The sequence below is a fragment of the Arthrobacter sp. NQ7 genome (assembly GCF_029581595.2).
Lineage (GTDB): Bacteria > Actinomycetota > Actinomycetes > Actinomycetales > Micrococcaceae > Arthrobacter > Arthrobacter phenanthrenivorans_B.
The window spans coordinates 1-26729 of the sequence record NZ_JARFXU020000022.1; the positions used below are offsets into that span (position 1 = coordinate 1).

General features: G+C 68.3%; 29 protein-coding genes and 1 riboswitch. Of the genes, 16 read left to right on the plus strand and 13 right to left on the minus strand.

What is annotated here, in order from left to right; all coding sequences use genetic code 11:
- The 6 genes from PUN71_RS18450 to PUN71_RS18475 all read right to left on the minus strand — a co-directional run.
- Positions 1–177, minus strand: a 177-nt coding sequence (locus tag PUN71_RS18450) for a putative quinol monooxygenase (protein ID WP_277799632.1), incomplete at its 3' end; no start/stop codon positions are given.
- A gap of 54 nt (positions 178–231) precedes the next feature.
- Complete coding sequence (locus PUN71_RS18455) at positions 232–1245, minus strand: aldo/keto reductase (protein WP_277799570.1); 1014 nt, start codon at positions 1243–1245, stop codon at positions 232–234.
- 61 nt (positions 1246–1306) lie between these two features.
- Positions 1307–1933 (minus strand): nucleoside/nucleotide kinase family protein, encoded by a 627-nt coding sequence (locus tag PUN71_RS18460; RefSeq protein WP_277799571.1) that lies wholly within the window; start codon positions 1931–1933, stop codon positions 1307–1309.
- Between the two features lie 9 nt (positions 1934–1942).
- Positions 1943–2305: a DMT family transporter gene (locus PUN71_RS18465; RefSeq protein WP_043455771.1), complete on the minus strand. Its 363-nt coding sequence runs from the start codon at positions 2303–2305 to the stop codon at positions 1943–1945.
- Positions 2305–2628: a DMT family transporter gene (locus PUN71_RS18470; RefSeq protein WP_277799572.1), complete on the minus strand. Its 324-nt coding sequence runs from the start codon at positions 2626–2628 to the stop codon at positions 2305–2307. The genes PUN71_RS18465 and PUN71_RS18470 overlap by 1 nt, the downstream gene beginning before the upstream one ends.
- 10 nt (positions 2629–2638) lie before the next feature.
- Positions 2639–2704: riboswitch (guanidine-III (ykkC-III) riboswitch) on the minus strand.
- Between the two features lie 51 nt (positions 2705–2755).
- On the minus strand, positions 2756–3937 hold the full coding sequence (locus PUN71_RS18475) for an ROK family transcriptional regulator (RefSeq protein WP_277799573.1): 1182 nt from the start codon (positions 3935–3937) through the stop codon (positions 2756–2758).
- 126 nt (positions 3938–4063) lie between these two features.
- On the opposite strand from PUN71_RS18475, the gene PUN71_RS18480 reads away from it, so the two are divergent.
- From PUN71_RS18480 to PUN71_RS18505, 6 genes are read left to right on the plus strand one after another with little or no spacing between them, the layout of a single operon-like run.
- Entirely contained in the window at positions 4064–5392 is a 1329-nt protein-coding gene (locus tag PUN71_RS18480) for an ABC transporter substrate-binding protein (RefSeq protein ID WP_277799574.1), read from the plus strand.
- Positions 5392–6306, plus strand: a complete 915-nt coding sequence (locus PUN71_RS18485; protein WP_277799575.1) for a carbohydrate ABC transporter permease — start codon at positions 5392–5394, stop codon at positions 6304–6306. The genes PUN71_RS18480 and PUN71_RS18485 overlap by 1 nt, the downstream gene beginning before the upstream one ends.
- Positions 6303–7187, plus strand: coding sequence for a carbohydrate ABC transporter permease (locus PUN71_RS18490; protein WP_277799576.1), 885 nt, complete (start codon positions 6303–6305; stop codon positions 7185–7187). The genes PUN71_RS18485 and PUN71_RS18490 overlap by 4 nt, the downstream gene beginning before the upstream one ends.
- A 23-nt stretch (positions 7188–7210) precedes the next feature.
- Positions 7211–8299 carry an ABC transporter ATP-binding protein gene (locus tag PUN71_RS18495; protein WP_277799577.1) on the plus strand — a complete coding sequence of 363 codons (1089 nt, stop codon included), beginning with the start codon at positions 7211–7213 and terminating at the stop codon, positions 8297–8299.
- Positions 8296–9651: a glucosylglycerate hydrolase gene (gene ggh, locus PUN71_RS18500; RefSeq protein ID WP_277799578.1), complete on the plus strand. Its 1356-nt coding sequence runs from the start codon at positions 8296–8298 to the stop codon at positions 9649–9651. Before PUN71_RS18495 ends, ggh begins: the two co-directional genes overlap by 4 nt.
- A 3-nt stretch (positions 9652–9654) precedes the next feature.
- The gene (locus tag PUN71_RS18505; protein WP_277799579.1) at positions 9655–10971 is read left to right on the plus strand and encodes a Gfo/Idh/MocA family protein; all 1317 of its coding nucleotides are present in this window, start codon (positions 9655–9657) and stop codon (positions 10969–10971) included.
- Here PUN71_RS18505 and PUN71_RS18510 read toward each other — a convergent pair.
- On the minus strand, positions 10955–11524 hold the full coding sequence (locus PUN71_RS18510) for a HutD/Ves family protein (RefSeq protein WP_277799580.1): 570 nt from the start codon (positions 11522–11524) through the stop codon (positions 10955–10957). The two genes, PUN71_RS18505 and PUN71_RS18510, sit on opposite strands and share 17 nt — an antisense overlap.
- Before the next feature lie 104 nt (positions 11525–11628).
- Between PUN71_RS18510 and PUN71_RS18515 the strand changes: the two genes are divergently transcribed.
- Positions 11629–12240: a phosphoribosylanthranilate isomerase gene (locus PUN71_RS18515; protein WP_043455752.1), complete on the plus strand. Its 612-nt coding sequence runs from the start codon at positions 11629–11631 to the stop codon at positions 12238–12240.
- 91 nt (positions 12241–12331) lie between these two features.
- The gene (locus PUN71_RS18520) at positions 12332–12748 is read left to right on the plus strand and encodes a YccF domain-containing protein (protein WP_043455749.1); all 417 of its coding nucleotides are present in this window, start codon (positions 12332–12334) and stop codon (positions 12746–12748) included.
- On the opposite strand, the gene PUN71_RS18525 is transcribed toward PUN71_RS18520, so the two are convergent.
- The 3 genes from PUN71_RS18525 to PUN71_RS18535 form a co-directional block, all read right to left on the minus strand.
- Positions 12745–13128 (minus strand): VOC family protein, encoded by a 384-nt coding sequence (locus PUN71_RS18525; RefSeq protein WP_043455748.1) that lies wholly within the window; start codon positions 13126–13128, stop codon positions 12745–12747. The two genes, PUN71_RS18520 and PUN71_RS18525, sit on opposite strands and share 4 nt — an antisense overlap.
- A 74-nt stretch (positions 13129–13202) precedes the next feature.
- A complete protein-coding gene (locus tag PUN71_RS18530) occupies positions 13203–14012 on the minus strand; it encodes a 2-phosphosulfolactate phosphatase (protein ID WP_277799581.1) in 810 nt (269 codons plus the stop codon).
- A complete protein-coding gene (locus tag PUN71_RS18535) occupies positions 14009–14878 on the minus strand; it encodes a DUF4031 domain-containing protein (RefSeq protein ID WP_277799582.1) in 870 nt (289 codons plus the stop codon). Before PUN71_RS18535 ends, PUN71_RS18530 begins: the two co-directional genes overlap by 4 nt.
- A 116-nt stretch (positions 14879–14994) precedes the next feature.
- Between PUN71_RS18535 and PUN71_RS18540 the strand changes: the two genes are divergently transcribed.
- The 6 genes from PUN71_RS18540 to clpB all read left to right on the plus strand — a co-directional run bounded on the left by PUN71_RS18540 (position 14995) and on the right by clpB (position 21502).
- The gene (locus tag PUN71_RS18540; protein ID WP_277799583.1) at positions 14995–15405 is read left to right on the plus strand and encodes a TOBE domain-containing protein; all 411 of its coding nucleotides are present in this window, start codon (positions 14995–14997) and stop codon (positions 15403–15405) included.
- Positions 15402–16220: a molybdate ABC transporter substrate-binding protein gene (gene modA, locus PUN71_RS18545; protein ID WP_277799584.1), complete on the plus strand. Its 819-nt coding sequence runs from the start codon at positions 15402–15404 to the stop codon at positions 16218–16220. Before PUN71_RS18540 ends, modA begins: the two co-directional genes overlap by 4 nt.
- Before the next feature lie 121 nt (positions 16221–16341).
- Entirely contained in the window at positions 16342–16776 is a 435-nt protein-coding gene (locus tag PUN71_RS18550; RefSeq protein ID WP_277799585.1) for an SRPBCC family protein, read from the plus strand.
- Between the two features lie 29 nt (positions 16777–16805).
- On the plus strand, positions 16806–17648 hold the full coding sequence (locus PUN71_RS18555; RefSeq protein WP_277799586.1) for an ABC transporter permease: 843 nt from the start codon (positions 16806–16808) through the stop codon (positions 17646–17648).
- The gene (locus PUN71_RS18560; RefSeq protein WP_277799587.1) at positions 17645–18721 is read left to right on the plus strand and encodes a sulfate/molybdate ABC transporter ATP-binding protein; all 1077 of its coding nucleotides are present in this window, start codon (positions 17645–17647) and stop codon (positions 18719–18721) included. Before PUN71_RS18555 ends, PUN71_RS18560 begins: the two co-directional genes overlap by 4 nt.
- Positions 18722–18859: 138 nt before the next feature.
- A complete protein-coding gene (clpB, locus tag PUN71_RS18565; protein WP_277799588.1) occupies positions 18860–21502 on the plus strand; it encodes an ATP-dependent chaperone ClpB in 2643 nt (880 codons plus the stop codon).
- A 46-nt stretch (positions 21503–21548) separates the two neighbouring features.
- On the opposite strand, the gene PUN71_RS18570 is transcribed toward clpB, so the two are convergent.
- Positions 21549–22280: a septum formation family protein gene (locus PUN71_RS18570; protein WP_277799589.1), complete on the minus strand. Its 732-nt coding sequence runs from the start codon at positions 22278–22280 to the stop codon at positions 21549–21551.
- Between the two features lie 272 nt (positions 22281–22552).
- Between PUN71_RS18570 and PUN71_RS18575 the strand changes: the two genes are divergently transcribed.
- Both PUN71_RS18575 and PUN71_RS18580 read left to right on the plus strand, forming a co-directional pair.
- Entirely contained in the window at positions 22553–22786 is a 234-nt protein-coding gene (locus PUN71_RS18575) for a DUF3073 domain-containing protein (protein WP_082007139.1), read from the plus strand.
- A 242-nt stretch (positions 22787–23028) separates the two neighbouring features.
- Positions 23029–23802, plus strand: a complete 774-nt coding sequence (locus PUN71_RS18580) for a VOC family protein (RefSeq protein ID WP_277799590.1) — start codon at positions 23029–23031, stop codon at positions 23800–23802.
- Between the two features lie 73 nt (positions 23803–23875).
- Here the strand turns inward: PUN71_RS18580 and purM are convergent, their stop codons facing one another.
- Both purM and purF read right to left on the minus strand, forming a co-directional pair.
- Complete coding sequence (purM, locus tag PUN71_RS18585) at positions 23876–25021, minus strand: phosphoribosylformylglycinamidine cyclo-ligase (protein WP_043455725.1); 1146 nt, start codon at positions 25019–25021, stop codon at positions 23876–23878.
- Positions 25018–26685: an amidophosphoribosyltransferase gene (gene purF / locus PUN71_RS18590; protein WP_043455722.1), complete on the minus strand. Its 1668-nt coding sequence runs from the start codon at positions 26683–26685 to the stop codon at positions 25018–25020. The genes purM and purF overlap by 4 nt, the downstream gene beginning before the upstream one ends.
- Positions 26686–26729 lie beyond the last annotated feature (44 nt).

Genomic DNA, 26729 nt, shown 5'->3' on the forward strand with positions numbered 1-26729 from the left:
GGTGGCCCAGGTTTCCACCACCAGGATGTGGCAGGGGTCGGCGTCGTCAACCAGTGCCTCGATGCCTTGGTTGCCTGGCCAGGCACGGGTGGCGGCGAGGGTTTCGGACAGGTACTTGGCGGCATCGTCCCGGCGCGCGGGGTCGATCCGGACTTCGAAGTGCACGATGGCAGTCATGGGGCTCCTTGGAGTTGCAGTCGAATACGTGGTTTCTGCTTACAGGGTGACGCGCTATTCGCGCCCCTCGGACACCCACGTGGGATCCGCGGAACGGGAGCCGACGACGGCGTCCGAGGCTGCGTCGAGAACCTCCAGGTGCGCCGGGGTGAGGTCCAGGGCCAGGGCGCCGAGGTTTTCGTCGATCCGTGCGGCCTTGCGGGTGCCCGGGATCGGGACGACCGGCAGTCCGAGCCGGCCGCCCTGGGCCAGCAACCATGCCAAAGCCACCTGCGCGGGCGTCGCATCCAGCTGGTCCGCCACGTTCCGGACCGCGTCCACCACTGCCTGGTTGGCGGCCGCCGCGTCCGGGGCGAAGCGGGGGATGTTCCGCCGGAAGTCCTTGGCGCCCAAGCTCGTGGTATCCACCGTTCCGGTGAGGAAGCCGCGGCCCAGGGGGGAGTAGGGGACGAAACCCGTGCCCAGGCCGGCGGCGGCCGGGACCACGTTGCGCTCCACGTCCCGGCTCCAGATGGACCACTCACTTTGGACGGCGGCGATCGGGTGCACCGCAGCAGCGTCCTGCAGCTCCTGTGCCGTCACCTCGGAGAGGCCCAGGTGCCTGACCTTCCCCTGCTTCACCAGTTCCGCCATGGCGCCCACGGTTTCCTCGATCGGAACCCGGACGTCACGGCGGTGCATGTAGTACAGGTCGATCACGTCGGTGCCCAGCCGCTGCAGGCTGCGTTCCACGGCCTGCCGGACGTACTCCGCGTCGCCCCGGATGTCCGTGTAGCCGTCGGTCGGCGTGCCCACCAGGGCGAACTTGGTGGCCAGCTGGACCTCGTCCCGCCGGTCCTTGAGCAGCTGCGAAATCAGTTCCTCGTTGCTGCCGCCGCCGTAGATGTCCGCGGTGTCGATGAAGCTGACACCGGCGTCCACCGCGTGGTGCAGCGTCCGCAGTGCCTCGGCCGGGTCGACGTCGCCGTACACGGGGGTCAGCGCCATGCCGCCGAAGCCGAGGGGGCTGACGGCCAGGCCATCGCCGAGCTGGACAGTGTTGCCGCGGTCAGTGGGTAGGTGTGCCATGGGTGCTCCTTGTCGTTTCGTGCATGAACTGCGTCGCTGGGTGCCTGTGCCGGACGGTCGGCTACAGCCAGGGGATGATGCGGCCGGCGGCCGCACGGGTGGCCTGGATCAGCCGGGCATTTGCCTCGTCCGGCCCGTTGGCCCAGGCTGCGGCGGCGTCCTGGTCCATCCCGAACGAGACGTGCCGGTCCACCAGGCGCTGCAGCCGGAGCTGCGGCGGGGTTTCAATGAACCAGGTCTCGTCCAGCTGGGCACGCACCTCTTTCCACGGCTCCCGGTCCACCAGCAGGTAATTGCCTTCGGTGATCACCAGCGGGACCTCGGCCGGGACTGCGATGGAGGCTGCCACCGGTTCGTCAAGGGTGCGCCGGAATTCCGGGGCGTACACCACTGCCTCGTCCCGCCGCGCCAGGCGGCGCAACAGCGAAAGGTAGCCGCCGCCGTCGAACGTGTCGATGGCTCCTTTCCGTTGCCGCAGCTCAGTCCCCTCGATGATGGCGTTGCCCAGGTGGAAGCCGTCCATGGGGACCACCACAGCGGTGCCGGGGCTGAACTGTTCCAGGAGCCAGGCGGCCAGCGTGGACTTCCCGGCCCCGGGCGCGCCGGCAATGCCAAGGATGGTCCGGGTACCGGGAGCCAGCCTGCGCCGCAGCGCGTCCACCGCCTGGGCAAGTTCGGGGGAGTCCATGTCCACAGCCTAGTCACTGCTGGGGGCGGGCGCCGGGTCCTTTGCCGGCAACGCCTTCAGGCCCGCCGCGCAGCCCACGATGCCGGCGATGAACAGCAGCTTCAGGACGCTGAACGGCTCCACGCCGGTGGCCATCGCCCAGCCCACGGTCAACGCCGCGCCGATCCCCACCCACACGGCGTAGGCCGTGCCCAGGGGGATGGTCCGGATGGCCATGCCCAGGCCCAGCATGCTCAGGGTTGCGGTGCCGGCGAAGACCAGCGTGGGCAGCGGCCTGGTGAAGCCGTCGGAAAGGCCGAGCGCCGTGGCCCAGACCGCTTCGAGGACCGCGGAGGCCAGCAGGACCAGCCACGGAACTGAACGCCTGATCATCACGCCACCACCTTCAGGCCCACGACGCACATGGCGATGCCGGAGAGCAGCAGGAGGCGCACCGCCGTCGGACGCTCCACCCTGCTGGCCATTGCGTAGGCCGAGGTGAGCACCACTCCGACCCCCACCCATACGGCGTAGGCGGTGCCGGTGGGGATGGTCTGCATGGCGACGGCAAGCCCACCGGTGCTGGCCGCGACGGCTACGAGGAAGAGAAGCGCCGGGCCGGTCCTGCGGGGGCCGGAGGCCTGTGAGGCGCGGTGCAGTGCCGCGGCCCAGACCGCTTCCAGCGCCCCCGAGAGAATGAGGATTAACCAAGACATGACCAGATCCTTTGGCCAGTCTTGTCGCGTGCCGGGTACTGAACCGTCGTCCGGAGGCTCGGGTGCGGAGCCTTGGCTTCCAAGGTAGCAAGGCACGACGGCGGCGAGCCACCCTTGGTGCCCAACCTCACCACCCGCGCTGGGCGAGCAGCCTTTCGACCCGCTCCGGCGCGTAGAGGCTCTCCTCCACCAGCCGGCAGAGGCCCACGGCCGTGGCCTTGCGGCTGTCCGCGGGAACGATCTCCAGGTCCACCAGGGACGGTTCAAAGGCATCCGCAAGGATCTGCTGCCGACAGGCCGCCAGGAAACCGGGCAGGACACCCACCAGCCCGCCCACGGCCACCCGGCCCGGGTTGAGCGTTCCCACCATCGCGGCGAGGGCCCGGCCCAGCACCTTTCCTGCCCCGGCGACGGCGTCCCGTACCTCCTGGTCTTCGGCCGCAGCCTCGACGAACCGGCGCAGCGTCCCGTAGTGCGCGAATTGCGGGGAAGCCAGCAGTGCGCGGCCCGAAGCCACTGCTGCCAGGCAGCCGTCCCTGCCGCAGCGGCACCGGCAGCCGGCGGCCTCCGGAATCCGCACGTGTCCGATATCCCCGGCCGCCCCATGCGCGCCGCGCACCAACGCACCCCGGACAATGATTCCGGAGCCGATTCCCGTGCTGACCTTCACCGCAACAATGGAATCCGTGGGGCCGCGGACCTCGCCCACTGCCATGGACCGTGCATCGTTTTCCAGCAGGACGGGGCAATCGAGCCGCGACTCCAGCGCATCCTGCAGGCTCTGCAGGTCCCAATGGGCAAGGACGGTCCGCTCCAGGCCCAGGCGGTGGAGGGGGTCCACGGGGGCGGGCAGCCCTGCTCCCGCTCCGACCGGCTGCCTGCCGTCGAGCAGCCGCAGCGCCTCGCCGACCACGTGGTCCACCACGGCATCCTGGGCGCTGGCGATGTCCACCGGGATGCGGACGGAGGCCAGCGCCTCCCCGCTGAGGGCGAGCAGGTTGATGCCTGCGTGGGTGTGGCCGATTTCAAGGCACACCACCACTTTGTCCCGGTCGTCGAACCGGAGCGAGCGGGGCGGCCGGCCGCGCTGGCCGCGCAGGGGTGTGGATTCGTAGACGAGGCCTGCGGCGAAGAGGGCATCGAGCCGCTCGTAGAGGGTGGACCGGGCCATTCCCGTCAGTTCAAGCAGGTCTGCCCGGCTGTATCCCGCGGGGTTTGAGCGCAGCAACTGAAGGAGGTGCCCGGCGCTGGTGGCGGGGCCTGCCGGTTGCGGTGCCGGCTCACCCATTAAGGTCCGCTGCTCCGTCATTGGCCCGGTTTCCTCTCCAGGGCGGGCGTGCGGCCGGCAGCCCTGGTCATTGACGTGATTTGCACCACACAATTATGATCGATCATCAGACAAAAAACCTAGCAGCCCTCACCCCAGGAGGCTCTAATGTCCGTTACCGCGCACCACGACGTGAGCCGGCGAGCGTTGCTGAAGGGGGGCCTGACGGTGCTGGCTGCCGGACCGGTGCTGGCAGCCTGCGGGGTCAACACCAGCGGAAGCGGCGGGAAGGGCTCGGTCAGCTTCCTCTCCACACAGTTCGCACCGGTGGAGGAACGCCAAAAGTACGAGGCCACCCTCAAGAAATTCGCGGGGGACATCAGCGTGGCCTACAACCCCGTCGACACGGGCGTCTTCAACACCACCCTGAAGTCCCAGCTCGCCGCCGGAAAGGTCGAAGTGGGGATCGCCGGCGGGCTGCACGGCGACCTGGCCCCCTTCGCTTCGCAGTTGGAGGACCTCAGTTCACTGATGAATGACCTGTCCTCGGCCGGCTACTCCAAGGACGTGGCCGAACTGGCCAAACTGGGCACCGACGTTCCCCGGTACATCCCCTGGATTCAGGCCACGTACGTGCTGGCCATCAACAAGAAGGCGCTGCAGTGGCTTCCCTCCGGAGCGGACGTCAACAAGCTCACCTACGACCAGTACCTGGCGTGGGCCAAGGCCGCCAAAGACGCCAGCGGACGCCCTGTCTTCGGCCTGCCGGCCGGCCCCAAGGGACTGCACCACCGCTTCTACCAGGGCTTCCTGCTGCCGAGCTTCACGGGCGGGCAGATCACTACCTTCCGCAACCCGGATGCCGTGAACGCGTGGACCTACATGCGCGAGCTCTGGGCCAATACAAACCCCGCCTCCACCAACTACGACTTCATGCAGGAGCCCCTGGGCAACGGCGAGGTCCTGGTGGCCTGGGACCACGTGGCGCGGCTGATCAACGCCGTCAAGGACAAACCGGACGACTGGCAGATGGTTCCCGCCCCCTCGGGGCCCAAGGGCAGGGGTTATCTCCTGATTGTCGGCGGCATGGCGGTGCCGAAGGGCTCCCCCGAGAAGGACAAGGCCTTCGAACTCATCAAGGCGCTGTCCAAGCCCGAGGCACAGATTGAGACGCTGAAGTCCAACTCATTCTTCCCGGTGGTGAAAACGGACATCGGCGGAGACCTCCCCGGCGGCGTTGCCCTCGAAGCTAAGGCCGTCAAGGCGCAGCAGGAAGCCTCCGATGCCCTGCTCGCGCTCCCGCCCGTGGGCCTGGGTGACAAGGACCCGCAGGTCTCCCAGCTCTTCAAGAACTGTTTCCAGGAAATCTGTTTGAACAACTCGGACGTCAAGGCCACCCTGGACCGGCAGGGTGCGGAACTGGCCAAGATCATGGACAGCCTCAACGTCCCGTGCTGGGCACCTGACCCCAAGATGTCTCCCTGCAAGGTCGCGTGATGGCCGCCCCGGATGCGCCGGCCGCCGCCAGGCCGCATGTTCCCCCTGCCGGCCCCAAAGCCCGTGCCCCCAGGCGGAAGGGAAACCCGGCGGCACTGCTGCTGATCGCCCCGTCGATCGTGTTCATGACGCTGCTCTTCGGCTGGCCGATGGTCAGCGGCATCCTGCAGGCCTTCGGCGGGCCGGAGGGCCTGACCACCGCCAACTTCTCCCGGATGGTCCAGGACCCTTACTTCTGGTCCTCCGTGGGCAACACGCTGCTGCTCATCGTGGTGATGATTCCCATCCAGTTCGTCCTGGCGCTGGCCATGGCCCTGCTGATCCGGGCCAAGCCGCGGGGGGCGTCTGCCTACTTCTACATCTGGGCCATCCCGCTGGCAGTCAGCGACCTCGCCGCCGGCCTGGTCTGGCTGACAGTGTTCACGGACCGCGGCTACCTCAACTCGCTCCTGGCGTCTGTTGGCATGCAGCCGGTTTCGTGGCTGGCCTATGACAACTACCCGTCCATGTTCGGTGCCGTGCTCATCGCAGAAGTCTGGCGCGCCACATCACTGGTGTTCGTCATCGTCGTGGCCGGGCTGCAGTCCATCCCGAAGGACTATGAGGAGGCGGCCGGTGTTTTCGGCGCCAGCTTCTGGAACCGGCTGTGGCACGTCACCTTGCCGCTGCTGCGCCCCAGCCTCCAGACGGCCTTGATCCTGCGGACCATCCTGGCCTTCCAGACCTTTGCGGTGGCACTCGCCCTCACGGGCCAGAACTTCCCGCTGGTGGTTGGCGAGACGTACCGGTGGTACACCGGGCTGCAGGACCCCAACGTGGCCTCGGCCCTTGCCCTGGTAGTCATGGCCGTGTCCATGGTGACCGCCGTGGGCTACCTGAAACTCCTGAGGGACCAGACGGAGGCGGCGCGATGAGCCACGCCACGACATCAAGGACTGCTGCTGCCGGGGCCCGGCCCGAGCCGGGGGTGGACCGCAGGCCCCTTGCGCGGCAGCGCCGCAACCGGGTGCTGCTGCAGGTGGCCTGCATCCTGATCACCCTGTTCATGGCCGTGCCCATCTACCTGATTGCCCTGGCCGCAATGTCCAGCCGGCAATCGCTGCAGAAGTTTCCGCTCAGCTTCATCCCGGACAACTTCTCCACCGAGACCATGCAGACGTTCCTGCAGTCCACCGGCATCCTGGGCGGCCTCATCAACTCCGTCCAGGTGGGCGTGTTCACCCTGGTGTTGTCGCTCCTGATCGGCGTTCCCGCAGGCTACGCGGTGGCCCGCTTCGCCTTCCGCGGCCGCGAGCCGTACCAGCTGTTCCTCCTGTTCACCCGGGCCCTGCCGATCGTCGTGCTGTCCGTGCCGCTGGCCCAGCTCTTCCTGCAAACGGGGCTGTATGACAGTGTGCCCGCCGTCGTCCTGCTCCACACCGCCCTGGCCCTGCCCACCACCATCCTGATCACCGCCTCGGTGTTCCTGGGCGTGCCCCGGGATGTGGAGGAGGCGGCGCGGATCTTCGGCTGCAGCCCCGTGCAGGCCTTCGTCAAAGTGGTCCTGCCCATGGCCATACCCGGCATCGCGGCCGCTTCCATCTTCACCTTCGTCATGTCCTGGAACGAAGTCCTGGGCGCATCGATCCTGACCCTGAACCAGCGCACCCTTCCCGCCCAGGTCCTTAGCTCCCTCTCCGAATCGCCATTGGCATACCGCTTCGCCGGCGGTTTCCTGCTGGTGGTCCCGGCCCTGGTGTTCATCTTCTTCATGCGCCGCTACCTCACCAACATGTGGGGCTCCACCATCCGCTGATCGCGTCCCAGAGAGGCCGTCCCATGGCTGACATCTCCATCAAGGGCCTGCACAAGACCTACCCGGGCAGCACAGAGCTGGCCACCAACAACGTTTCGCTGGAGGTGGCCGAAGGTGAGTTCATGGTGCTGCTGGGGCCCTCCGGCTGCGGAAAGACAACCCTGCTCCGCATGGTCGCGGGCCTGGACTTCCCGGACCAGGGCAGCATCGCCATCGGCGGCAGGGACGTGACCTACCTGCCGCCGCAGAACCGCAACCTTTCCATGGTGTTCCAGTCCTACGCCGTCTTCCCGCACCGCATGGTCCGGACGAACATCGCGTTCGGGCTGATGATGAAGAAGCTCCCGCGGGAGGAGATCGAACGGAAGGTGGCCTGGGCGGCGGACCTGTTGCAGCTCAGCCCCTACCTGGACCGGTATCCCGCCCAGCTCTCAGGCGGCCAGCGGCAGCGCGTTGCCGTGGCCCGGGCCATCGTCATGGACGCCGACGTGCTGCTCATGGACGAGCCCCTGTCCAACCTTGACGCCCTCCTGCGCCTGGACTTCCGTGCCGAGCTGAAGAAAATCGTCCAGCAGCTCGGTTCCACCACCCTCTATGTCACCCACGACCAGGTGGAGGCAATGAGCCTCTCGGACCGGGTTGCCGTGATGAAGAAGGGCCAGATCGCCCAGCTCGGCCATCCAATTACGGTGTACGAGGAGCCGGCAGACCGCTTTGTGGGCGGTTTCATCGGCTCACCGCCAATGAACTTCCTGGACGGACGCATCACCCCGCAGGGGGCCCTGGAAGTGGGCGGCCAAAGCATCGCGGCACCGGAATTCCTTGCCCGGGCAGCGGCGCGGACGGGTGGCACCCCGGTGATGGTGGGCATCCGGGCAGAGAACATTTCCCTTGCCCAGCCCGGCTCGGAGGGTACCCTCGACGCGGGCGTGGAGGTGGTGGAGCCGCTCGGGCACGCCACGCTGCTGACCGTGGACCTGGGCGGCCAGGCCGTCAAGGTCCAGGTGCCCTCCACGGCGCGGGTGTCGGCGGGCGATACCGTGGGACTGCTCTTTGAGCAAAGCGCCCTGCGCTTCTTTGATACGGAAACCCAACTGGGGCTGACGGCGTGACGGCAGAGGCGGACGCCACCCGCTATCCGGTCCGCGACCTGGCGGACATGGGCCGGCGGGCCAGGGATGTCCTGGCCGCGAATGACCTCGGCACCATGGTCACCGCAGCACCCAACCTCTACCCGCACATGTGGAGCTGGGATGCTGCCTTTGTGGCCACCGGCCTGTCCACCATGAGCGTGGAAAGGGCCCTGCAGGAGCTGGACCACCTGATCGCGGCGCAGTGGAAGAGCGGGATGATTCCGCACATTGTCTTCTCCGATGTGCCCGGCTACTTCCCGGATGTGGAGCGGTGGGGCACCCGCGGGGTCTCCCCCGAAGGCGTCCAGTCGAGCGGTATCTGCCAGCCACCCGTCCATGCCACGCTGCTGCGCCGCATCGTGGAGCGTGCGACGGCGGCCGGCGGCGGGGACGCCCGGCTCGCCGAAGACTTCATCCGGCGCACGTTGCCGCAATGGATCCGCTGGCACGCCTGGCTCCGCGGCAGCCGGGGCGCCGACGGCTCCGGGCTGCTCACCATCTATCACGGCTGGGAGTCCGGGATGGACAACTCGCCCCGGTTCGACGGCCCCTACTCGAGGGTCCGGCCCGGCGACATGGAGCCCTTCGTCCGGATGGACACGCTGAAGGTCACGGACCGGAGCCAGCGCCCCAGTGACGAGGAGTACGCCAGGTACCTCTGGCTGGTGAAGCAGATGGCCGATGTCCGGTTCGACGACGCCCGGCTTCCGGACGTGATGGACTTCCAGGTTAAGGACGTATTCATGTCCGCCATCTTCGCGGCGGCCAACGAGGACCTGGCCGTGCTGGCGGAACACATCGGCCTGCGCGGGGACGCGGCCCGGCTACGGGAATGGGCCCGGGAGTTCCGGGACGGCGTGGATGCCTCCGTCGATGAAGGAACAGGGCTGGCCCGGGACCGGGACGTGCTGACCGGCGAATGGATCGGGCTGCCCACCATGGCCGGGTTCGCTCCGTTGATCTCCACAGCGGACGGGCCCCTGCTGCGGCGCCAACTGGAGATCTTCGAGGGGCCGGACTGGACCGGAGACCCCCGGCTTGCCTTCCCGCTGCCCGCCTCAACTTCCACCACCTACGGGGGCCTCAGGCCACGGCAATACTGGCGCGGGCCCGTCTGGCCCGTCATGAACTGGTACCTGGCGGAATGCCTGCGCAGGCGCGGCGACGACATGCGGTACCGGCGGCTGCGGGAAGCCTCCCTTGCCCAGCTGATGGAAGGCCACTTCGCGGAGTATTACGAGCCGTTCACCGGCGAGCCGCTGGGCAGCATGGACCAGTCCTGGACGGCGGCCGTGGCGCTGGAGTGGCTCGCCGATCCAGGCGGCGGCTGACCGGTGGAGGCCCCGCCGCCGCCCGTTGCCCATCCCGGGCCACCCGTGCGCCTCCTGGTGGCCGGCGCAGGTGCGCGCGGCTCCGCCTACGCCCGGCTCGCGGTTGACACCGGCCATGCCACCATTGTGGGGGTCGCGGAGCCGCGCCGGCTGCTGCGCGAAAGCCTCGCGGCCGAGCTCGGCGTCCCGGACGGAGGGCTGTTCGTGGACTGGCAGGCCATGCTCCGCAACCGGCTGCCGGCCGATGGCGTCATCATCGCCACCCCGGACCGTGAACACGTCGAGCCGTTCGCCGCCGCCGCAGGGCACGGCTATCCGGTCCTCCTGGAGAAGCCGGTGGCCGGGGACGCTGCCGGCTGCGCGGATCTGGCACGGCTGCAGCGGGAATCCGGGATCACTGCAACCGTCTGCCACGTCCTGCGCTACACCCCGCAGACCGTGCTGCTCCGGCAACTCCTGTCCGCCGGCGCCATTGGCCGCGTCATCTCCGTCCAGCACCTGGAGCCTGTCGGGTTCTGGCATTTCGCGCACTCCTATGTCCGCGGGAACTGGCGGCGGGAGGAGGACTCCAGCCCCTTCCTGCTGGCCAAGTGCACGCATGACGTCGACTGGCTCTCCTTTATCATCGGGAGCCGGCCGGTGCGGGTGTCCTCCTTCGGAAGGCTCTCGCATTTCCGGCCGGAGGAGGCACCCGAAGGCGCCTCAGGGCGCTGCACCGGCTGCCCCGCAGAACCCCGCTGCCCCTATTCCGCCCTGCGGATCTATGGACCAGGCCGGCCGCCGGATGGCATCACAGCGGATCCGGCGAGGGCCTACTTTGCCGACGTCGTGGATCCCGGCGGAACCCGGGAATCGTTGTGGCAGGCGCTGGCAACAGGACCCTACGGACGATGCGTCTACTTCGCGGACAACGACGTGGTGGACCACCAGGTGGTGAACATCGACTACCAGGACGGCACCACAGCAGCCTTCACCGCGACGGCCTTCACGGCCGCGGGACCGCGCCGCACCAGGATCTTCGGCAGCCACGGTGAGGTCTCCGTCGAGGCGGGCAGCATCTCGGTCCATGACTTCCTCACCGGAACAACCACTGCTCACCCGGTCCCCGCGACTGCTCCCCGGCTGGCCGGTGAAAAGCATGAAGGGGGCGACAGGGGACTGGTGCAGGCCTGGGTCACGGCCCTCGCCCGGGGTGACTGGTCGGGGGTGGTGTCGGGGCTGGAGGAGTCGCTGGCCAGCCACGCCGTGGTGTTTGCGGCCGAGGAAGCGCGCCGGAAGGATGCGGTGGTACGGGTGGAGGAATTCAGTCCGCGGCCGTGACTGGATCGACCGAGACCACGGCCAGGAAGCCGCGGCCCAGGATCTCGGGAGAGGTGCTGTCCGAGCCTGCCACCGCGTCATACCTGCCCAGTTCCACCAGCTCCGCCCCGCCTTCGCTGGCCACTGCCTGTCCCTGCAGCAGCACCCCCAACTGCCCCTCGAAGAGCGGGTGGGCGCGCTTTTTGGACAGCTCAATGATGGAGGTGTAGCCCTTGCACGCGGCCGTGCGGGTGATGACGTTGAGGTCGCGGATGTCGCCGGTGGGGAGCTTCGCCGCGGTGGCCGCACCGCCATCGAACCGGAAAGGCCGGTACTTTTCCATCGGGTGCTCTGCCCCGTCCACGGTGAGGACCAGCAGTTCACCCTCAATGACCGTCAGCACCCGCTCCATGCCGGGGAAGGCGGAAAAGTCTCCTGCCTTGGCCACGTCTGCGATGCTCACCCGCCAGTTCCAGCCGCCGTCTTCGGATTCCTGGCGGGCGATTTCACGGGTCACCCCGCCGCCGTTGCGCCACGGTTCGGCCTTGAGCTCAGCGAAGCGGATGATCTGCATCAGCCCAGCCTAGTTCCCCTCCGTGGCCGGCATCGCAGATGCGCCCCGGCCCTGCTACTCTCCTCCGGGGGGTCAACACGAAAACAGCCTGAAGGAGCCCGGGAATGTTCGTCAAAGTGTGTGGTCTCAGTACGCCGGAATCGGTGCGCGAGGCAGTGGACGCCGGCGCGGACGCCGTCGGGTTTGTCCTCACCGCCAGCCCGCGCGTGGTCTCGCCGTCGCAGGTGGCATCCCTGCTGTCCGGGGTGCCCGCCGGAGTTTCCCCCATTGCCGTGTTCCGTGACGAGCCCGTGGCAGATGCCCTCGCCATCGCCCGGGCGGCCGGCCTGCAGTGGATCCAGCTTCATGGCACCCGGTCCCGTGCTGACGTGGCAACAGTGCACGACGCCGGCATGAAGCTGGTCAGGGCCATCACCATGGGTGCCGGCCCCGATGAGTTTGAAGACTGGGGCGAGGACCTGCTCCTGATCGACGCGTCCGTGCCCGGCTCGGGCGAGTCCTGGGACTACGCTTCCGTGGCTGCACTGCCGGCGCTGAAAGGCAGGGACTGGCTCCTTGCCGGCGGCCTCGACGCTGCCAATGTGGCCCAGGCCTCAGCGGCAGCACACGCGTGGGGAGTGGACGTGTCCTCTGGTGTCGAGGCCTCCCGCGGCGTGAAGGACCCGGCCAAGATCCGGGCGTTCGTGCATGCCGCAAAGGCGGCCGCAACGGTTTAGCACGGACCCGCCGGCAAGGACGCCGCGGATCAGGGCAGGATCAGGGACATCCCCCACCCATATGCCGCCGGGGTGGGGGCAGAATGGGTGCATGAAGACACTCCTGAACGTCATTTGGCTGGTTTTCGGCGGCTTGTGGCTCGCCCTTGGGTATTTCCTCGCCGGCGTGGTCTGCTGCCTGCTCATCGTCACCATTCCGTGGGGCATTGCCTCGTTCCGCATCGCCGCCTACACCCTGTGGCCCTTTGGCCGCATGGTGGTGGACAAGCCGGGCGGAACCGGTGTCTTCTCCCTGCTGGGAAATGTGATCTGGCTGCTGGTCGCCGGCATCTGGATCGCCATCGGGCACGTGGTCACGGCCTTCGCCATGGCAGTGACCATCATTGGCATCCCCTTGGCCATCGCCAACCTCAAGCTCATCCCGGTTTCCCTGATGCCGCTGGGCAAGCAGATCGTGCCCACCAGCACGCCCTTCGTGAGCAACTACCCCGCCAGGACCTACCGCTAGGCAGATTCCTCCGGATCCAGGGCGCGCAGCACGCAGAACTCGTTCCCGTCCGGGTCCGCCATGACCACCCAGGTGGCCGCTGCGCCCTGGCCAACGGAGATCTGCCGCGCGCCCAGCCCTTCCAGCCGCGCCACTTCGGCGTCCTGGTCCTGGGGCCGCAGGTCCAGGTGGAGGCGGTTCTTGAGTTCCTTCTGCTCCGGGACCCTGAGGAAGAGCAGGTCGGGCAGCCCGCCGTCCCCGGCGCTGCCTGCCGGCGGCTCCAGCACGATCTCGTCGTCCTCTTCATGGGTGCGGCGCCATCCGAGCGCCTGTTCCCAAAAGGCCGCGGGAACGCGGGGGTCGGTCGAATCGATGGCAAGGGCTTGGATGCGCAGGCTCATCGGAGCAGTTTTGCATCCTGTCCCCGCATCCGTAAACCGCCCGCCGCTGACCTGGCCGGCGGACCATCGGCCCATCAGAGCGGACGGAAGGCACCCTCCCGCAGGATGGCCACAGAGTCGCTCTGGTCCAGTTCCGCCGCGATATCCACGTCTTCCGCATAGCCGGCCCCTGCCAGCTCCCGGCCGCTGGAACACTGCTGCAGCATTTCGCGCAGCCGCGGTTCGGCGGACTCGAACACAGCCATCGCTGCCACGGCCTCCGGGGCGTAGCCGTGCCTGCCGTCCCCGGCCTCGTAGCCGCCCCGGCCGGCGGCCACCAGCCCCGCAATGAACGCCCCGGCGCCGATGTGGTCCTCCACGGCTGGCCGCAGCGTACCGTCCGGCCACCGCTCACCGGCGGCAACCACGGCTACTACCGCGTCATCCGCAAGGTTCGCGGCCACCCAGTCGGCCGTCGCGGCGGCGTTCCGCAGGCAGACTGCCGCCACCAGCGGTACTTCCCCGGCCAGCGCCCGGCACAGTTCGGACCCGTTGGGGGAGGGCAGCACCACCCTTCCCAACGATGCAGCATCCCGGAAGCTGGCGGGGGAGAGGCTCAAGCCGCCCCCGCCGCGCGGACCGGCCAGTTGCGCCCGGTGGTGGGCGGCGAAGTCCTCCGCACCCGTATCACGCCACCGGAAGGGGAACACTTCGGCGCCCCGGTCCAGTGCCACGCTGACGCAGGTGCTGAAGGACAGGACGTCCACCACCACCGCCAGGTCGGCACCCGCGGCCACGGTTCCGGCGCCGGCCACGCCCCAGTCCAGCCTGATGGTGAAGGGGAGCTGCCGGTGGGCGGCGTTGGCTGAGTAGGTGTGCCGCGGGCTGGAGCCTGGGGCGTTCACGCCAGTTCGCCGTTCAGGTTCCGGTGCGCGGCATCCAGCCACAGCTCCCGGGCCCGCGGATGGTGGAAGAGCGGGTCAAGTTCCAGCAGGTGCCGCACGACGGCGGCCCGCCCGGCCGCGAAGTCGGCGTCGCCGATGTGCGCGTAGTCTTTCCGCACGGCGGCTACATAGCGGGCGTATTCCTCCGGTCCGCTGCCGAGGATGGAAAGGTCCGCGTCGCAGAGCAGGGCCCCTGCGGCATCGCCCGCTTCCGGCCGGTGGTCCGACGTGACGCGTACCAGCCGGGCCACTTCGGCCACCTCGTCCTCCGGCAGGCCGGCCCCGGCAAGGCCGTGTTCGGCAAGCAGAGCGGACTCCTCTTCATCCCGGCCCGCCGCGCCCCGGTACACGGCGTCATGGAACCAGGCCGCCAGCAGTACGGTCCGGGGCGCCTCTGCCGGTTCGGTGAGCAGGTCCAGTGCCTCCAGGACGGAGAGGAGGTGGGTGCTGCCGTGGTAATGCCGGTGCGGTTCGCTCCACCGGTCCAAAAGGTCCAGGAAGAGGGCGTCGTGGCCGGGCATGACGGCCTCCCACCGGTTCAGGAGCGGGACTTTCAGCGACTTGTTGCGCCGGCGTGCCGGGATGCGCAGTCCGCTGGCGATGAGTTTACGGACCAGCACCCTGGCCTCCACCGAAACCGCCCCGGCCGCCACCAGTTCGTCAAAGCGGCGTTCCGGAACGTCGTAATGGTCGCCGTCGAACGCCCGCTCCGGAATCCCGGCGGCGGCGGCGAAATGGTGCAGCTCCTCCAGCGACGCGTCCGAGACCAGATGCGAAAAATGGGTTCCGTGTGCAGGCCACAGCGGCGGGTCGATGTAGATGGCCATGGAAGGAGTCTAGTGCCGCCCTCCCCGGGAAAGTCTGCTGCGGGCCGGAAGGTGGCGATTGGCAATTACGGAGCAAAACCAGCCGCCGTTCCGCATTTGCGGACTATAGTGAGTTCGTGACCCTTATCCGCGTCTCTGAGGCTGCCCGTTTCCTGGGTGTCAGTGATGACACGATCCGCCGCTGGACCGAGCATGGAACGCTGACCCCGCTCCGTGACGACTCCGGACGGCTCGCCGTGGACGGGTTGGAGCTGGCAGCCCATGCGCAGAAGCTGGCGCAGCTTCCGGATGATCCGAAAAGCGGCAGCAGTTCGGCCCGCAACCGGTTCGTGGGCCTGGTCACCAACGTCATCTCGGACAAGGTGATGGCCCAGGTGGAACTGCAGTGCGGGCCGTTCCGGGTTGTTTCGCTGATGAGCAGCGAAGCGGTACGTGAACTGGGCCTCGAACCGGGCTCGGTGGCCACCGCCGTGGTCAAGGCAACAACGGTCATCATCGAATCCCCGAAGGGACGGGCTGCCGCATGACCCGCCGCGTTTGCATCCCGAAGCCCAGGATCTTCGCAGCCCTGGTTGCCGTGGCCCTTCTCCTGCCGGCAGCCCTCAGCGGGTGCGCCGCGGAGGCCGGCATCGCACCGGACTCCGGCGCCGGCCCCGCGCCGCACGGCACCATCACCGTCTTCGCAGCTGCCTCCCTGAAGGCCACCTTCACCGAGCTCGCCCGCACGTTCGAGACTGGGCATCCGGGCACCACCGTCACGCTGAGTTTCGCCGGCTCCTCCGACCTGGCCAGCCAGATCAGCCAGGGGGCGCCCGCTGATGTCTTCGCCTCGGCAGATGCGGCCACCATGAAGAAGGTGCAAGATGAAGGCCTGGTGGATGGGACGCCGACGGATTTTGCCAGCAACACCCTGGCCATCGCAGTACCGCCGGGCAATCCGGCCGGGGTCGCAGGGCTGAAGGACCTCGCCCGGCCCGGCATCAAGCTGGTCACCTGCGCCAGGCAGGTCCCCTGCGGGGCTGCCACGGCCAAGGCTGCGGACGCGGCAGGTGTGGCGTTGAACCCCGTCAGCGAGGAAAACTCGGTCACCGATGTCCTGGGCAAGGTGGCCTCCGGCGAGGCCGACGCCGGGCTTGTCTACGGCACGGACATCAGCTCTGCCGGAACCCGGGTGGCGGGCATCCCGTTCCCGGAATCCGGAACCGCCGTCAACACCTATGCCATTGCTGCCGTTGCCAACGGCGGGAACAAGGCCACGGCCCGCGCCTTCCGGGACCTGGTCGCCGGTCCAGAAGGGCAAAAGGTCCTCGCCGCCGCCGGGTTCGGGCCCGGCCAGCAATAGTGCCGCGAATGACGGGCGCGGCAGTAGGGTGGGGCCAGGCGCGCACCGGCGGTACATCACGGGTACGTCCCCACAGAACCCGTCCAGCCCCCTTACCGCTTCAGCACACCGGAGGAAACGCATGGCCCACGCCGAGAACAGTGTCATCATCAACCGGCCTGCCCGCGAAGTCTATGACTTCCTTGCTGACGGACTGAACAACCCGGCATGGCGTGACGGGGTGAAGTCCATTTCCCTGCGGGAGGGCGCTCCCGGCCAAGTTGGAGCCATCTACAGCCAAACCCTCGCCGGGCCCAAGGGACGCCCCATCCAGGGCGACTACCGGATCACGGCAGCCCAGCCCGGCCGCCTGCTGGGCTTCGAAGTGGTGGCTGGCCCGGCCCGCCCCACCGGCGAGTACGCCCTCACCGAGGACGCCGGCGGGACCACCGTGCACTTCAGCCTGGATGCCAGGCTGCCGCTCCTGATGCGGGTCCTGGACTCGATGGTCACCCGGACCATGGAATCCGAGGTGGCCCAGCTGTCCCGGCTCAAGCAGGTACTGGAAAACCGTTGAGCCAACGAAACCCCGGGAGGTAGCACCAAATGCGGCAGGCGTATACCGGCATTCCCGGCTGGGTCCGTGCGCTGGCTGCCCTGGCCGCCGTCGTCGTCGTGCTTCCGCTGCTGGCGATGGTGCTCAGGGTGGACTGGGGCCAGTTCATCCCACTGGTCACCTCGGAGCCGTCGCTGACGGCCCTGGGACTGAGCCTTCGCACCTCTGCTGCCAGCACGGCGCTGTGCATCGTGCTGGGCGTCCCGCTGGCCCTGGTGCTTGCCCGGGACACCTTCCGCCTGCAGGGCCTGCTGCGCGCACTGGTGCTCCTGCCGCTGGTGCTTCCACCTGTGGTGGGCGGCATCGCCCTCCTCTACACATTTGGGCGCCAGGGGCTGCTGGGCCAGGCCCTGGACGTGCTGGGGCTGCGCATCGCCTTTTCCACAACGGCGGTGGTGCTGGCGCAGACGTTCGTGGCGCTGCCGTTCCTGGTGGTCAGTCTCGAGGGCGCCCTGCGGACCTCCGGCTCCCGGTACGAGGCCGTCGCGGCCACCCTCGGAGCCCGGCCGGGCACCGTGTTCCGGCGCGTCACGCTGCCGCTCGTCCTGCCCGGGCTGGCCTCCGGTGCCGTGCTTTCCTTCGCCCGCAGCCTGGGCGAATTCGGTGCCACGCTGACCTTCGCGGGCAGCCTCCAGGGGGTGACCCGGACCCTCCCGCTGGAGATCTACCTGCAGCGGGAAACGGACCCGGACGCCGCCGTCGCGCTGTCCCTGGTCCTGGTGGCCGTCGCCGCCGCGGTGGTGGCCCTTGCCTACCGGCGGCCGGCAGCGGGCCGGGCCGGAGCTGGACAGCGGACGACGGCGCCGGCCCCGGCAGGAGGGAACGTTCCGTGACGCTGTCCTTCCAGGCAGCCGTGGCCGGGCGCGGCTTCGACGTTGCCCTGACGGTCCAGCCTGGTGAAACCGTGGCCGTCATGGGACCCAACGGCGCCGGCAAATCGACACTGCTGGCCAGCATCGCCGGCCTGCTCCGGCCGGACAGCGGCGTGGCCGCACTCAATGGCAGCACCCTTTTTGACCTCAGGGACGGCAAGCGCAGCTGGGCACCTCCCCACCAGCGCGGCATAGCCCTGCTCGCGCAGGAACCGCTGCTGTTTCCCCACCTGACCGCAGCGGACAACGTGGCCTTCGGGCCCCGGAGTGCCGGCGTTCCCCGGCGGGAGGCAAACGCCCGGGCCCTGCGCTGGCTCGCAGAGGTGGAAGCAGAACATCTCGCCGGCCGCCGGCCTGCCGAACTGTCCGGCGGCCAGGCCCAGCGGGTAGCCGTTGCCCGCGCGCTCGCCGCCGATCCCGCGCTCCTCCTGCTCGATGAGCCGCTGGCCGCCCTGGACATCCATTCCGCGCCCCTGCTGCGGCGGCTCTTCAAGCGTGTCCTTGCCGGCCGCCAGGCCGTCATCGTCACCCACGACGTCCTGGACGCCCTGATGCTGGCGGACCGTGTGGTCATCCTGGACAACGGCAGGATCGTCGAGGAAGGCCCTACCCGGGCCGTACTGGAACGCCCCCGGAGTTCCTTTGCCGCCGGACTTGCGGGCCTGAACTTCATTCCGGGCATCCTGGACGGCGCCGGGGTGCGGGCCAGCGGGGGCCTGAGGATTGCCGGCCACGAGGAGGACGCGCGCGGCTCCGGGGAACCGGTCCAGGCGGCCCGGCCGGGCGCTGCCGGCGTCGCCGTGTTTCCGCCGTCGGCCGTTTCCGTGTTCCTCAACGACGCCCACGGAAGCCCGCGGAATTCGTTCGCCGTCACCATCACCGACCTGGAACCCCACGGCGACCAGGTCCGCGTCCGCGCCGGCAGCCTGGCCGCGGACATCACCCCTGCAGCTTCCGCCGACCTGGGCCTGGCTCCGGGCATGGCGGTGCACTTCGTGGTCAAGGCCGCAGCCGTGTCCGTGTACGCCACCTGACACACCGGGGCTGCCGGCAGGACCTCTGGCTCTGGACACCCGTTTCGCCGTGGGCAAACATGGCTAGTGGACCTCGCTGTGCAAAGTTGAGCGTAGTAGACTCAACTTAGTCAACCAGCCCCCCGAAAGGAGCTCTCTTTGGACGTCAAGTTCACCACCAAGAGCCAGGAGGCTCTTTCCGCCGCGGCAATGAACGCCTCGACGGCCGGCAACCCGCAGGTGGAGCCCGCCCACCTCCTGAAGGCGCTGATGGACCAGCGGGAGGGTGTCGCCGTCGCGCTCCTCCGCGCCGCCGGCGCCGATCCCGACTCCGTCAGCGTCCAGGCCAGCAGCGCCATCAAGGCATTGCCCGCCACGTCCGGCGGTTCCAGCCAGCAGGCCCAGCTCTCCCGGCCCGCCCTCCAGGCCATCCAGCATGCCAAGGAGGAAGCGGACCGGCTGGGTGACAGCTTCGTGTCCACCGAGGTGCTCCTGGTGGGCCTCTCGGCCGGCAATGATGCCGCCGCCCGCCTGCTGCGCGACGCCGGTGCGTCCCGCGAGGCGCTCCTCGCGGCCCTCCCGGGGGTCCGCGGCGACCGTAAGGTGGACAGCCCCGATCCCGAAAACACCTTCCAGGCCCTCGAAAAGTACGGTACGGACCTCACCGCCATGGCCCGCGCCGGCAAGCTGGACCCGGTGATCGGGCGCGACTCCGAAATCCGGCGCGTGGTCCAGGTCCTGTCCCGGCGCACCAAGAACAACCCGGTGCTGATCGGCGAACCCGGCGTGGGCAAGACGGCTGTGGTGGAAGGGCTGGCCCAGCGCATGGTGGCAGGCGATGTCCCGGAAAGCCTGCGTGGCAAGACCCTCATCTCCCTGGACCTTGGCTCCATGGTGGCCGGCGCGAAGTACCGCGGCGAATTCGAGGAACGGCTGAAGGCGGTCCTCGAGGAAATCAAGGGCTCAGAGGGCCAGATCGTCACCTTCATCGACGAGATCCACACGGTGGTGGGCGCCGGTGCCACCGGTGATTCCTCCATGGATGCGGGCAACATGCTCAAGCCCATGCTGGCCCGCGGCGAGCTGCGGCTGATCGGTGCCACCACCCTGGACGAGTACCGCGAAAACATCGAAAAGGACGCCGCGCTGGAACGCCGCTTCCAGCAGGTCTACGTCGGCGAGCCCAGCGTGGAGGACACCATCGGCATCCTCCGCGGCCTCAAGGAACGCTACGAGGCGCACCACAAGGTGTCCATCGCGGACTCCGCCCTGGTAGCCGCCGCCACGCTGTCCAACCGCTATATCTCCGGCCGCCAGCTTCCGGACAAGGCCATCGACCTGGTGGATGAGGCCGCGTCCCGGCTGCGCATGGAGATCGACTCCGCCCCGGAGGAAATCGACCAGCTGCGCCGGCAGGTGGACCGGCTCACCATGGAGGAACTGGCGCTGGAGGGCGAAACCGACGCCGCCTCGGTGGAACGGCTGGCCGCGCTCCGCGCCGACAAGGCCGACAAGGAAGAGGAGCTCTCGGCGCTGAACGCACGCTGGGAGGCCGAGAAGGCCGGGCTCAACCGGGTGGGTGACCTGAAGGCCAAGCTGGATGAACTGCGCTCCGCGGCCGACAAGGCCCAGCGCGAGGGCGACCTGGAGGCCGCTTCCCGGATCCTGTACGGCGAGATCCCGGCCCTGGAGCGCGAGCTGAACGCCGCCGCCGAGGCGGAGGCCGCCGTGACGGACAAGTCCGCGCAGATGGTGGCCGAGGAAGTGACCGCGGAAGACATTGCCGAAGTGATCTCGGCCTGGACCGGCATCCCCGCCGGCCGGATGCTGCAGGGCGAAAGCCAGAAGCTGCTGCACATGGAGGAGGAACTGGGCAAGCGGCTCATCGGCCAGTCCAAGGCGGTGGCCGCGGTGTCCGACGCTGTCCGGCGCGCCCGGGCCGGCATCAGCGACCCCAACCGGCCCACCGGTTCCTTCCTGTTCCTGGGCCCCACCGGCGTCGGCAAGACCGAACTGGCCAAGGCCCTGGCGGACTTCCTGTTCGACGACGAACGTGCCATGGTGCGCATCGACATGTCGGAGTACGGCGAGAAGCACAGCGTCGCCCGGCTGGTCGGCGCGCCTCCGGGATACGTCGGCTACGAGGAAGGCGGCCAGCTGACCGAGGCCGTCCGCCGTCGTCCGTATTCCGTGGTGCTGCTGGATGAGGTGGAGAAGGCGCACCCCGAGGTGTTCGACATCCTCCTGCAGGTGCTCGACGACGGCCGCCTCACCGACGGGCAGGGCCGCACCGTGGACTTCCGCAACGTCATCCTGGTGCTGACCTCCAACCTGGGCAGCCAGTTCCTGGTGGACCAGTCGCTGGACGCCGAGGCCAAGCGCAACGCCGTGATGGCCACCGTCAACGCGTCCTTCAAGCCGGAGTTCCTGAACCGGCTGGACGAGGTGGTGCTGTTCGACGCCCTGACGGTGGAGGAGCTGGCGCACATCGTGGACCTGCACGTGGCCGAACTGGGGCGCCGGCTGCACGAGCGGCGGCTCACCCTGGATGTCACCGATGGTGCCAAAGCCTGGCTCGCGTTGTCCGGCTACGATCCAGCCTACGGTGCCCGGCCGCTGCGCCGCCTGGTGCAGCGCGAGATCGGCGACCGGCTGGCCAAGGCCATCCTTGCGGGCGAGATCAGCGACGGTGACACCGTCCTGGTGGACACCGCGCCGGACTTCGGCGAACTCACCCAGGGCACCGTGGACACACTGACCGGCAGCCCAAGCTCAGGCCTGTCAGTGCGGCGGAAGGACTAGCCGCGGGGCGTTCCCTTGCAGCCGTGCTGCCCTGGCGGCTTGACCGTCAGGGCAGCACGCTTGCGTTAATCACATTGCCGCGGTCGGCGGTGACATAGCAGTCAACCCTGCGGTCACCCGACTGCCAGCTGGTGCTGCTGGGGAAGCTCCGCTGGTAGTTGAGCTGGAACTGGTTGGCGGCGGCCGTAAGCTTGGCCGCCTGGCAGACCTCCAGCGCCTTGGCCTTGAGTGGCTCCGCGCCCGGATATTCGGCCTTATCGGGGTAGAGGTAGGTGGCCACCAGCTGCGCCGAATGGCCCGTGTCACAAGCCACCACCGTGGAAGCCAGCCCCTGGGGGTCGAAGTCCGTGAAGCAGTCGCCCACCGCGTACGCCGCCGGGGCAACCCCTTCGCGGGGGAGCGGCTGGGGGGTGGCGGGCGGCGTGACGGTGGTCTGCAGGACGCCCGGCGCCGTACTCTTCGCCGAATCGGTCCCGGGGGAGGTATTCAGCCACACGGCAACCCACGCCAGCCCGCCCACGACGGCCAGGATCACGACGACGAACACCGCCTTCCACACCAGCGGCCCCCTGTTGGCGCGCTTCCCGGGTCCGGAATCACTGGGAGGTTGGGACCAGGTGACGGATTCCGGGGCAGGAGCGGGCACAGGGGCGGCCGGGCCAGGGCCGGCGGCCGGGCCGCGGGTGGCGTCCTGTCCGGGACGCTCCGCCGGGACCTGCGGAATGCTTCCGGTCCGCGGCGGCGAGGCAGGTTTCGGCGGGATGTCCTGGTGGTTCACGGGTGTGCATCCTCCTGGGTTTTGGTTCCGCGGCTCGCCAACGGCCAGATAAAAACGGCAGTTCCTGAACGACTCTACCGAAGAAAAATCCCGGAATCCCGCGGTTGGAGGTGCGCCATGGTACCCCACGCCGCGGTTTGGGCGGCCGGGCGGCAAGCAGGGCCAGCCGAAAGCATGTAATCTAGGTGTACGACAAATTGACCAAACATTCCGGGGCCTCACCGATCGCCAAGGTGACCACCTCCGGTCCAAGTACAAAAGGGGGTCACGCCATGGGGCGCGGCCGTCAAAAGGCAAAAGCTACCAAGCAGGCTCGGGACATTAAGTACTACTCCCCGAACACTGATTACTCGGCACTTCAGCGTGAGCTGACGGGCCCAGGCAGTCGTTCAACGAGCCATTATTCGAATGAACCGGTCGAACCGGACTATTCGGCTTATGTGGATAAGTACGCGGATGATTTGGATGACGATGACGACGAGGTTGACACCCGCCGCATCGGTTAGTTGTCGCAAGCCTGCCGTGGCCCGTGGCCCGGCTGTTATGGCGCCAACGCACACCGCTGGACTTCCGGAACCGCTGATGCGGATCCAGGAAGCGTGCGGAACTCCTTTGTGATACCCGCTTCCGGGTGACCGCTTGCTTTGCCGTGCCCGCTGCCGTTCCGTATACCGGTCCGGCAGCGGGCTTTCGGCGCTTTCCTTTCGGTGTTGCCCCAGGGATTCAGCCCCGTTGGTAACGTAACCCCATGACTGTTCGGACCACGTACGCTAGCGGAGAGCCCTGCTGGGCGGATCTGCAGACCCCCGATGTTGCCGCGGCCAAGGATTTTTACGGCACCCTTTTTGGCTGGACCTACCAGGACTTTCCCACCCCGGACGGCCGCAGTTACGCCCAGGCCTTCGCCGGCGGCCAGCTGGTGGCCACCATCGCACCGCAAAGCCCGTTGCAGCTGCAGGCCGGAACCTCCGCGGCGTGGAACATCTATCTGGCAGTTACGGATACTGCGGAGGTGCTGGAGGAAGCCCGGCACGCCGGGGGAACGGTGCAGTTCGGCCCGGAGCAGGTGGGCGACACCGGAGTCCTGGGCTTCCTGACCCCGCCCGGCGGCGGGACCACCGGAATCTGGCAGCCCGGCAGCCACTTCGGAAGCCACCTCTACAACGAACCCGGCGCGCTGGCCTGGGCTGAACTCTTCACGCCTGAGCCGCAGGCCGCCGTCGGCTTCTTCCAGCAGCTTTTCGGCCACGAGGTCACCGAGTACCCCCAGGACGACGGCGGCAGCTACAGCACACTGCTGATCAACGGCAGCGAGGTGGCCGGCATAATCCCTGCCGAGGCGGGCGAGGACGCGGACTGGCAGGTCTACTTTGGCGCCGCGGACATAGCTGCGGCGGCCGCGGCCGCGCTGGCAGGAGGCGGCAGGGTGCTGGTGGAGCCTGACGAGCACCCGTCAGAGGGGTCGCTGGCCACCATCGAGGACCCGCAGGGCGGAATCCTCAACCTGATCCAGGTCAGCTAAAACGCATCGAGTGCTCCGTAGATGTCGTTATCGGGCGTGAAAACGACAACTACGTAGCACTCGATGGAGGGTTTTAGGCGTACGCGTTGACCATCCGGACTGCGCCGCCGTCCACGCCCTTGGCACCCTGGACGTAGTCGGGTCCGGACTTCAGGATGGAATCCGAGTCCTGGGTGACGGTGCCCATGACCCAGGAGGGCAGACCGCGGTCGTTCAGCCGCGCGACGGCGGCATCCGCGGCCTCGGGGGACACGATGGCCACCATGCCCACGCCGAGGTTCAGCGTGCGCTCAAGGTCGGCCAGCGGAACGTTGCCGAGTTCAGACACCAGCTTGAAGATGGCGGGCAATTCCCAGGTGGCGCGGTCCACCGTGGCCACCAGGCCCTGCGGCAGGACCCGGGCCAGGTTGGCGGCCAGCCCACCACCGGTCACGTGGCTGAAGCCGTGGACGGCCGCGCCGGCGTTGACCGGGAAGGTCCGGGCCAGATCCAGGCAGTCAGCTGCGTAGACACGCGTGGGTTCCAGGAGTTCCTCGCCCAGGGTGCGGCCCAGCTCGGAGACCTGGCGGTCCAGGGCCCAGCCGGCGTGGTTGATGACGCGGCGGACCAGGGAGTAGCCGTTGGAGTGCAGCCCGGAGGAGGCCATGCCGATCACGACGTCTCCGGCGCGGACGCGGTCCGGGCCCAGCAGGGCGTCGGCCTCGACAACACCGGTGGCGGCTCCGGCAACGTCGTACTCGTGCTCGCCCAGCAGGCCTGGGTGCTCAGCGGTTTCGCCACCCACCAGGGCGGTGCCGGCCACCGAGCAAGCCGACGCGATGCCACGGACAATGCCGGCGATCCGCTCCGGAACCACCTTGCCGCACGCGATGTAGTCGGTCATGAAGAGCGGTTCGGCGCCCACCACCACGATGTCGTCCACCACCATGCCCACCAGGTCGAACCCGATGGTGTCGTGGATGTCCATGGCCTGGGCAATGGCAACCTTGGTGCCCACGCCATCGGTGGACGTCGCCAGCAGCGGCTTCTTGTAGGTCAGCAGCCGGGAGACGTCGTAAAGGCCGGCAAAGCCGCCCACCCCGCCGATCACCGAGGAGTTGTGGGTTGCCTTGACGGCATCCTTCATGAGCTCGACGGCGCGGTCCCCGGCTTCGACGTCCACGCCGGCGGAGGCGTAGGTGATGCCGGAGTTCTCTGCGGCGGTGTTGGCGGAAGTCATACGGAGTCCTTCTTGTCGGCGCTGGTGGCGGCGTGTACGTCGGGCACGAGGTCGGCTTCGGTCAGCAGGTTCTCGAATTCAGAGTCCGGGCCCGGATCGCAGCCGGTGGCGCCGGCCTTCTCTGCGGGGTCCTCGGTGGCGTCAACTGCCAGGGCGGCCGTTTCGCCGGGGAGCGCGGACGGCGACTTCAGGCCGCCGAGGTCGGTGCGCTCCAGCAGGTTCTTGCCCAGCTTGTCGGCGTCGGGAAGTTTGATGGGGTACTTGCCGGTGAAGCAGGCGGTGCAGAGCCGTTCGCGCGGCTGCCGGGTGGCGCCGATCATGCCGTCCTCGGAGATGTAGGCCAGCGAGTCCGCGCCGATGGCCTGGGAGATCTCTTCGATGGTGGCGCCGTTGGCAATGAGCTCGGCCCGGGAGGCGAAGTCGATGCCGTAGAAGCAGGGCCACTGGACCGGCGGGGAGGAAATCTTTACATGCACGGCGGCGGCCCCGGCCTCCCGGAGCATCCGGACGATGGCGCGCTGGGTGTTGCCGCGCACGATCGAGTCATCCACCACCACAACCCGCTTGCCGCGGATCACGGATTCCAGGGCGTTGAGCTTAAGCCGGATGCCCAGCTGGCGCAGCGTCTGCGACGGCTGGATGAAGGTGCGGCCCACATAGGAGTTCTTGACGAAGCCATGTGCGAACGGGATGCCGGATTCCTCGGCGTAGCCGACGGCCGCGGGCGTGCCGGATTCCGGAACGGGGATGACGATGTCCGCCTGCTGCGTGTTCTCCCGGGCCAGCTGGCGGCCCATCTCCACGCGGGATTCGTAGACGGAACGGCCTGCGATGGCGGCGTCAGGGCGCGCAAGGTAGACGTATTCGAAGACACAGCCCGCAGGCGTGGGCTCGGCGAACCGCTTGGACCGTACGCCGTCCTCGTCAATGGCAATGAATTCGCCCGGCTCGATTTCGCGGATGAAGCTGGCGCCGACGGTGGCCAGGGCGGACTGCTCGGAGGCGACAACCCAGCCGCGTTCCAACCGGCCGAGCACCAGCGGGCGAATACCGAAAGTGTCGCGCGCCGCGTAGAGGGTGCCTTCATCCATGAAGACAAAGCAGAAGCCGCCCTTGATCTTGGGCAGGAGTTCGGTGGCGGTTTCCTCGAGGGTCTTGCCTGGTTCGCCCTCCAGGAGCGCGGTGACCAGGGCGGTGTCCGAGGTGTTGCCCTGCTTCATTTCACCGGTCAGCTGGCCGCCGTTGCGCTCGGTGATCATCGCGTTGAGTTCGGCGGTGTTGGTTAGGTTGCCGTTGTGTGCCAGGGCAACCGTACCGGTGGCGGTCGCGCCGAGGGTGGGCTGCGCGTTGGCCCAGTGGCTGGCTCCGGTTGTGGAGTAGCGGCAGTGGCCAACGGCCAGATGGCCGGTGAGGGTGTTCAGGGTGGTCTCGTCGAAGACCTGGGACACCAGGCCCATGTCCTTATAGACATTGATCCGTTTGCCGTCACTGGTTGCTATGCCAGCCGACTCCTGACCGCGGTGCTGCAATGCATACAGCCCGTAATAGGTTAGTTTTGCTACTTCTTCGCCTGGGGCCCAGACGCCGAAGACGCCGCAAGCGTCCTGCGGGCCTTTTTCGCCGGGGAGAAGATCATGGGAAAGTTTTCCATCGCCGCGTGCCACTGGTCGATTATCTCACGACATGCGCTATGACTTTTCCGGCTGCC